Source organism: Pararhizobium sp. (assembly GCF_035497515.1).
In the GTDB taxonomy this organism is placed as follows: Bacteria; Pseudomonadota; Alphaproteobacteria; order Rhizobiales; family Rhizobiaceae; genus Pararhizobium.
In genome coordinates this window covers 1-7122 of record NZ_DATJDJ010000200.1, presented here as the reverse complement: position 1 = coordinate 7122, position 7122 = coordinate 1, and the positions used below count along the sequence as shown (strand labels likewise).

Here is a 7122-nt window from a genome sequence, read left to right as displayed (position 1 = left end):
GCGGGGCGTCGATGACCGTGAGACCGTGGTCTTTCGCGGCAGCACGCACGAAGGCTGCGCAGCCCGCATCGTTGAGCGTCGCCGGATAGCGCGCATCGTGGAGGGTTTCGGCACGGCATTCGAAGCCGGTCGCAACCGACGCGGCAATGTCTGCGATGCGTCGTGGGACCTTCTTGCCCACCTCTTCCGAGAACCAGCGCGTGGTACCGCGGATGACGACCCGTTCCGGGATGACGTTCCAGGCATCGCCGCCGTGAATCTGGGTCGCCGAAACCACCGCGGCATCGAGTGGCGAAATGTTGCGGCTGGCGATGCTTTGCAGTGCTGCAACGACATGGCTGGCGGCAAGAACCGGGTCGGCCCCTTCATGCGGCATGGCGCCGTGCGAGCCACTGCCGATGACATTGATTTCGAAGGTGCCGAAGGCCGCCATCATGGCGCCGTCACGGGCAACGCAGGAGCCGATATCGAGCGCCGGCCAATTGTGCGCGGCATAGACGCTGTCCATCGGAAATTCGCGCAGGAGCCCATCGCGGACCATCTCGCGCGCGCCGCCCTCGTTTTCCTCCGCTGGCTGGAAAATCAGATGGACCGTGCCATCGAAGGGGAGGCGGGATAGTGTCCGGGCCGCCGCCAGCAGCATGGCGACATGACCATCATGCCCGCATGCGTGCATCTTGCCGGGCCGCGTGGATTGGTAAGGCAATCCGGTCTGCTCGGCGATCGGCAGGGCATCCATGTCGGCGCGCAGGCCGATGGCCCGTGTCGACGTGCCTTTGCTCAGGGTTCCGACAAGGCCGGTCCTGCCCAGTCCGGTGCGAACGGCATAACCCCATTCGGCCAGCCTTGATGCGATGAAGCCGGCAGTCTCGGTTTCCTCGAAGGCGAGTTCGGGGTGGGTGTGAAGGTGGCGGCGCCAACGGACGGCCTCTTCGATTTCGATCGCGGAGATACCGTCCGTCAGCATGTTCTTCAATCCGTTCTAACGTAGGAGTTGGCGTGTCAGCCACCGATCCGCAGCATGAGATCTGCTATGATGACGGAACCCATATAGGTGCCGAACATCACGCAGATCGCCACGATGACGATCTTCCAGCCGGAATGGCGGGCAATCTGGAACTCGTTGCGGGTCAGCGCGAGGCCGCCATAGGCAAGCGCCGGCGTTGCGAGCGCAAGGAAGTTCAAGGCCTCGACCTTTTCGGTGGCATAGGCTGCGCCGGGCACGCCTGGAATGGTGATCAGGATGGCCACCAGCGAAACCCAGGCAACGCTCGGAAGGTAAAAGGGCGCAAAGCGCGCCAGCGCCAGGCCGATGACGGAGACGACGTAGAGGATCACCATGCCCGGCAAGGCAGTCACAGGGCTGACCCCCGTCGCCACCCAGTTTGCGATCAGTCCCATGACGGCCGCCACGAGCAGAAGCCCGGAATGTCCGGCGATGTCGATCTTGCGTTCGTCCTCGGGCTGGGCCGGAAGTTCGGTATTTTTGATGTCTGCAGCACTCATCTTATCTCTCCCTCAAGCCGGGTTGCCGATGTCGTTGGGACGCGCTTTCCGATAAAGCCATTCGGTCAGCGGAAGTGCGACGAAGACGCCGACATACAGTCCCGTGGCATAGGTCAGGATGTTGCTCGCGGCGGCCAGGGCGAGGATCAGGTCCTTCTGGTCCGGAACGCTTGCAACCAGGGATCCGGTGCAGGCTGCGAGCATGCTGCCCGAGCCGACGCCGCATGACATGGCAAGGGCACGCACATCGAAAACGCCCAAGCCGTGGACCAGCGGCGGCATGATGGCGAAGACGAATGTGCCGATCAGGGTGCCGGTCGCGTAAACGCCCATTGCGCCGGCGCCTTCAGGGCTGTTGAGGCCATATTTATCGACGATCAGGGCCAGGTTCGGCTCGCGGTCGATGGAGAAGGCGGCGCCGATGGTTTCGCGTCCCATGCGCAACAGGAAGACGGCAACCGGGAAGGCGAGCGCGATGGTGCCGAGATTGCCGATCTCCTGCACGATCAGGGCCGGGCCGGCGGCGATGACGGCCTCGATCTGCGGGCCGACCGTCGTTCCGAATTTGGCGATGAAAGGCATGATCGCGACGGTGATCATCGTGCCCGACAGCTTGACGCTGTCATGGCTGAGGAACTTGCCGGTGGCTTTGAGAATGTTCGGGTTCAACACGACCCCGAGCGCAAACGCATAGAGCATCGGCAGAAAAATCACGGTGCCGATGCCGATGGGCAGTTTGATGATGCCGATGAGCTCGGCGACGATCACGATCGCCAGAACGGTCAAATGAAGATAGATGCCGCTGAAGGCGGCGCGTTGTTTCGTCATAGGTTTCCCTCCCCTGTCCAGGCAACTGTACGCCTACCGTTGCGGACGCGCCGAGTATCGGGGAACCGACGGAAAGTGCTAGCCGTCCGGGGTGCAACGAGGTGTTGCGCCCTAGACAACACATTCGCAACGTCAGGGCCTGGCGAAGATCGCCGGACGCTTGTCCATCCTGGCCCATCCACCCTTATCGGGCGCGCTGCAGCATGCCGAACAGGTCGCGCGGATCATCCGGGTCTGCGACGATGTCGAGATCCTGGAAGAAGTCGGTGCCCGCTATGCGGTTGCGCACATAGCAGAGCGCCGAAAAATCCTCGATGGCAAAGCCGACGCTGTCGAAAAGCGTGATCTGCCGGTGATCCTTTCGCCCGGGCTCCTCGCCGGTAACGACCTTCCAAAGCTCCGTCACGGGGAAATCGGCGTCCATCTGCTGGATTTCGCCCTCGATGCGGGTTTGCGGCGGGTATTCGACAAAGGTATCGGAGCGCAGCAGGATATCCTTGTGGAGTTCCGTCTTGCCGGGGCAATCGCCGCCGATGGCATTGATATGGATGCCGGCGCCGATCATGTTGTCGGTCAGGATGGTATTGTACTGCTTGTCCGCCGTGCAGGTGGTGACGATTTCCGCGCCCTCGATGGCCGCTTCCGCCGTTTTGCAGGCGGTGATGGCGAGGCCCGAGCCTTCCAGATTGCGGCTTGCCTTTGCCGTCGCCCGCGGATCGATGTCGAAGAGCCGGACATTCTTGATGCCGCAGACGGCCTTCATTGCCAGCGCCTGGAATTCAGCCTGGGCACCATTGCCGATGATGGCCATCGTGCGCGCGCCGTGGGGCGCGAGGTGACGGGCGGCCATCGCCGAGGTTGCCGCCGTGCGCAACGCCGTCAGCAGGGTCATCTCGGTCAGGAGCACCGGATAGCCCGTCGAGACATGGGCGAGCAGGCCGAGCGCCGTCACCGTCTGCAATCCCTCCGCCATGTTCTTCGGATGACCGTTGACATATTTGAAGCTGTAGGTCGTGCCGTCGGAGGTGGGCATCAGTTCGATGACGCCATCATGCGAATGACTGGCGACCCGCGGCGTCTTGTCGAATGTTTCCCACCGGCGAAAGTCGTTTTCGATGACATCGGTCAATTCGAACAGCATCGTCTCGATGCCGACGTGATGAACAAGCCGCATCATGTTTTCGACACTGACGAAAGGAACCATGGCCTTCTCGGAGGGAAGGGGGGCGGACATGCTTGTTCTCCTGCGCAACTGGAACATTGCAGCCAGCCTAAGGCTAAGTCATACTGAACAAAATCGCATTAACGCCTTACAAAACGTCCGGGAATACAAAATATGATCAACCCGATTGTGAAATCCGCCAAAGTTCCGCGATGAGCAACGATGTCGCCAAATACAGGCCGGACCAGTTGGACCGGATGATCATCGCACATCTGCGCGTGGACGGTCGCGCTTCGCTGGCCAAACTCGCGGAAGTCGTCGGCGTCTCCCGCGGCACCGTCCAGAACAGATTGGACCGGCTTGTCGCGACGGGAACCCTGATGGGGTTTACCGTGCGTGCGCGCGAGGATTACGACGACAATGCGGTCCATGCGGTCATGATGATCGAGGTCGTCGGAAAATCGACCACGCAGGTCATCCGCAAATTGCGTGGTTTTTCGGAAGTGCATGCGCTGCATACGACCAATGGCAATTGGGACCTCGTCGCCAATATCCGTGCGGCGAACCTTGGCGAGTTCGACCGTGTCTTGCGGGAAGTCAGGATGATCGACGGGGTGTCGAACAGCGAAACGAGCCTGCTGCTGAGCAGCGTTTGATACGGGATTGCGCCCGCCAGAACGGCGGGCGCACTGGTTCACGCGAAGGCACGTCTCAGCGGCGGGGCGAGGCGAAGGACGACCTGGTCGACCAGAACCATGACGAGGATGGCAATCCCGGACATCGGGAAAGCCAGTCCGAAAATGGCCGCGATGATCCAGAGCCCGATATAGACGCTCTTCCTGGGCGGCATGGGAGGAACCCCGAGGCTGCCGGAGGGTCTGCGCTTCCACCACATGACGATAGCAGACATGCACATGAGAATGATCGCCAGGCAGGTAACCAGCATCAGGATCTGGTTGATCCTTCCCCATTCCTGTCCCTGATGGACGTTGATGCCCCATTCGATCAGTTTGCCGACGGTCGGAAACTGGTCGTAGGAAATATCGACCAGCGGCTCGCCGGAATATTGATCGATATGGATCGTTCGTTCCTTCGAGAGGTCTTCGGGAAAGATCGATGCCGTGTAGACGCCGTTCCGGTCGCCGGGTATCGCCACGTCGAAGCCCGCAGCCATGCCGGCGTTCCTGGCGATATCGACTGCGGCATCGAGGCCGATCGGCTGCGCCATGTCATGACCGGCGTGGGTATCGGATTCCGGAACGGGCGCATTCTCGACGATCCAACCCGGCTGCTCGACAACGTGATGGGTCGACAGGGCGGAGGCGGGAACCGCATCGAACAGTTCGGCGGGATAGCCGTAGCCGTTTGTCGTCAGCCACGCATTGGCGTTTGCGCCCCAGTAGCCGGACCAAGGCATTCCCGTAGCAGCGAGGAAGAAGATGAACAGGCCGGCGACGGCCCCGGTGACCGCATGCGTGTCGCGCCAGAAAACGCGCCTGGAAGGCGTTCCGCGAACGCTGAGCACGCCGCCGGTCCGCTGGCGAGGCCACCAGAGATAGAGGCCGGTGACCACGAGCATGAGAGCGAAGCCTCCGACGATCTCGACGAGGTGGTTCGCGTAGGTCCCGAAATATTCGAGGCTGTGTATCTTCTTGACCACCCAATTGAATTCATTGTTCGAGGCCACATGATCGAGAATCCGGCCGTCATGCGGATCGACGAAGATGAGGGTGTTTCCGGCATCGCTGGATATGGTGACGAGGGCGGAATGGGTGCTGTCGGCCGGCTCCCGATAGTTCACGACGGTGCCCGGGACGGCGGCGGTCGCGTTTTCAACGATCTCGGAGGGCTTGAGGGACCGGGGGCCATCGGCGACGATGTTGCGGTAGGCAAAGATGGTGTCGTTGATCTCGTCCTTGAAGAGATAGAGACTGCCGGTGATCGAAAGGTTCAGCAGAAACGGAATGACGAGCAGGCCAGCGAAGAAATGCCAGCGCCAGATCGCGCGATAGAGGGAAACCTGCCCGACATTCGTTGCGGGGGCGGAATCCAGAGTGAGGTTTGCCATGATAAATACCAGCTTGGCAGCCGCTGAAGGCAGGCCGCGTGATGCTCTGGCGTAACGGACAAACCGTTGCGCCGATTAAACGAACATCAGGCTGATGGGTGGGGCACGGGGGCCTGAACTCGGGGGATAGCGCGCCACGACAAGAAGCTGGCGCCGCTCGAATACCCTGACTTCTTGTGAAAACGCCAAGGCGATACTGCCCAGGCTGGGCGGCGTCGGGACTGGAACTCCATTGGCCAGCCGGCAGGCTTCGCAGCCGAAGTCCTTCGCACTGTTCGGCTTGGCGGCATGGTTGTCGGAGCAGATGGACGCAAAACTGCCGTCGGGCAACTGGTAGTTCGGGATTTGTGCGTCAAGCGGATAGGCTGAAAGGGGCTTGTGGGCAAAGCTGATCATCACCAGCGCCATCACGCAGGCGAGATGTAAAATTCCCCTTAGAATGACGGATGCATTTCGCATCTCGCTCCTGTCTCCCATTCGCCATTTGTCTAACTTTGCCTGCAAATGCCGTCAATGCGACAGTTTGCTCTATTCTGTCCGCAGGACGGGACACGGAGACGAGACTTTGTTGATGCGCTGCCATCACGATCGTGGATTTTTACGCCTTGGGAGCGCCGGCTAGATGCCAATTCGCTTGCCGGCCAGTTCGGCCGCCATTCGGGCCTGATCGTCCATCCATTTGCGGCTCTTGCGCATATCGGCGACCCGCTCGGCCCCTGCCTCCTGCGGCGTTCCGTTCCTGAACGGCGGTTCCGGCGCATATTCGATGATCAACTGAACCCGCCGCGCGGCTTCTTCTCCACGCATTTCGGCGGCCAGCGCCAGCGCGAAGTCTATGCCGGCGGTGACGCCGCCGCCGGTCATCCGATTGCGATCGCGAACGATGCGCCTATCGACATGGCGTGCGCCCATGAGAGGCAGGAGATCGGCGACCGCCCAGTGGGCCGTCGCGTCATAGCCCTGGAGAAGCCCCGCCGCCGCCAGCACGAGCCCGCCGGTGCAGACGCTCGTCACCCATTTGGCGCGCGCGCCGCGATCGGCAAGGAAGGCGCGAACTTCGGGATCGTTCATGCAGTCGATCGTACCCAGGATGCCGCCCGGGACGAACAGGATGTCCAGATCGTTCGGGCACTCCTCGAAGGTCTGCGTTGCCGTAAACGAAAGCCCGACATCGGTGGAAACCGGTGCCTTGTCTTTCCAGACAAGCTGTACATCGAAACGCAGGATGTTGAAGACCGTCATCGGGCCAATCAGGTCAAGCGCCACCATCCTGGGATAGATAAGCATGGCGACTTTCGGCGCATCGGGCGGAGTTTCATCATGGATTGCTCATGGCCGCCCTTGGCCTGCTCTTCGGCAGAGGCCGGCAATGCCGCGCTTGAAGCCAGCAAAGCCGCGATGGCCATGAAATTGCGGCGGTCGATCGGGCTGATCATCTTGAAATCCTATTGCGTGTTTGAGGAGGAAACGCGAGGCCGGAAGGCCTGCGGTGCGGCGTTCGAAGCCCGCTTGCGTCGTGGTTTGAGGCCCGGGCGGAAGAGCCGGTAGCCGAGCAGCA

General features: G+C 61.4%; 9 protein-coding genes. 1 reads left to right on the top strand and 8 read right to left on the bottom strand.

The window, feature by feature from the left end; translation table 11 throughout:
* The 4 genes from VL202_RS20995 to VL202_RS20980 form a co-directional block, all read right to left on the bottom strand.
* Positions 1-967 (bottom strand): amidohydrolase (locus VL202_RS20995; RefSeq protein ID WP_325466008.1); only part of this gene is annotated, 967 nt, incomplete at its 3' end.
* Positions 968-1002: 35 nt separating this feature from the next.
* On the bottom strand, positions 1003-1506 hold the full coding sequence (locus tag VL202_RS20990) for a hypothetical protein (protein WP_325466007.1): 504 nt from the start codon (positions 1504-1506) through the stop codon (positions 1003-1005).
* Positions 1507-1518: 12 nt separating this feature from the next.
* Positions 1519-2334, bottom strand: coding sequence for a DUF3100 domain-containing protein (locus VL202_RS20985; RefSeq protein WP_056339350.1), 816 nt, complete (start codon positions 2332-2334; stop codon positions 1519-1521).
* Between the two features lie 184 nt (positions 2335-2518).
* Complete coding sequence (locus VL202_RS20980) at positions 2519-3568, bottom strand: ornithine cyclodeaminase (protein ID WP_056339348.1); 1050 nt, start codon at positions 3566-3568, stop codon at positions 2519-2521.
* Between the two features lie 140 nt (positions 3569-3708).
* Between VL202_RS20980 and VL202_RS20975 the strand changes: the two genes are divergently transcribed.
* Entirely contained in the window at positions 3709-4152 is a 444-nt protein-coding gene (locus VL202_RS20975) for an Lrp/AsnC family transcriptional regulator (protein ID WP_056339345.1), read from the top strand.
* Positions 4153-4190: 38 nt separating this feature from the next.
* On the opposite strand, the gene VL202_RS20970 is transcribed toward VL202_RS20975, so the two are convergent.
* The 4 genes from VL202_RS20970 to VL202_RS20955 all read right to left on the bottom strand — a co-directional run bounded on the left by VL202_RS20970 (position 4191) and on the right by VL202_RS20955 (position 7000).
* The gene (locus VL202_RS20970) at positions 4191-5564 is read right to left on the bottom strand and encodes a PepSY domain-containing protein (protein ID WP_325466006.1); all 1374 of its coding nucleotides are present in this window, start codon (positions 5562-5564) and stop codon (positions 4191-4193) included.
* A 75-nt stretch (positions 5565-5639) separates the two neighbouring features.
* On the bottom strand, positions 5640-6023 hold the full coding sequence (locus VL202_RS20965; RefSeq protein WP_325466005.1) for a hypothetical protein: 384 nt from the start codon (positions 6021-6023) through the stop codon (positions 5640-5642).
* A 159-nt stretch (positions 6024-6182) separates the two neighbouring features.
* Positions 6183-6851, bottom strand: a complete 669-nt coding sequence (locus VL202_RS20960; RefSeq protein WP_325466004.1) for a DJ-1/PfpI family protein — start codon at positions 6849-6851, stop codon at positions 6183-6185.
* The gene (locus VL202_RS20955; RefSeq protein ID WP_325466003.1) at positions 6815-7000 is read right to left on the bottom strand and encodes a hypothetical protein; all 186 of its coding nucleotides are present in this window, start codon (positions 6998-7000) and stop codon (positions 6815-6817) included. The genes VL202_RS20960 and VL202_RS20955 overlap by 37 nt, the downstream gene beginning before the upstream one ends.
* Positions 7001-7122: the final 122 nt, after the last annotated feature.

Bases quoted from the DNA above. Each gene is read 5' to 3' on its own strand.
- VL202_RS20990 (WP_325466007.1), bottom strand. From the start codon at position 1,506: ATGAGTGCTGCAGACATCAAAAATACCGAACTTCCGGCCCAGCCCGAG.
- VL202_RS20985 (WP_056339350.1), bottom strand. From the start codon at position 2,334: ATGACGAAACAACGCGCCGCCTTCAGCGGCATCTATCTTCATTTGACC.
- VL202_RS20980 (WP_056339348.1), bottom strand. From the start codon at position 3,568: ATGTCCGCCCCCCTTCCCTCCGAGAAGGCCATGGTTCCTTTCGTCAGT.
- VL202_RS20975 (WP_056339345.1), top strand. From the start codon at position 3,709: ATGAGCAACGATGTCGCCAAATACAGGCCGGACCAGTTGGACCGGATG.
- VL202_RS20970 (WP_325466006.1), bottom strand. From the start codon at position 5,564: ATGGCAAACCTCACTCTGGATTCCGCCCCCGCAACGAATGTCGGGCAG.
- VL202_RS20965 (WP_325466005.1), bottom strand. From the start codon at position 6,023: ATGCGAAATGCATCCGTCATTCTAAGGGGAATTTTACATCTCGCCTGC.
- VL202_RS20960 (WP_325466004.1), bottom strand. From the start codon at position 6,851: ATGCTTATCTATCCCAGGATGGTGGCGCTTGACCTGATTGGCCCGATG.
- VL202_RS20955 (WP_325466003.1), bottom strand. From the start codon at position 7,000: ATGATCAGCCCGATCGACCGCCGCAATTTCATGGCCATCGCGGCTTTG.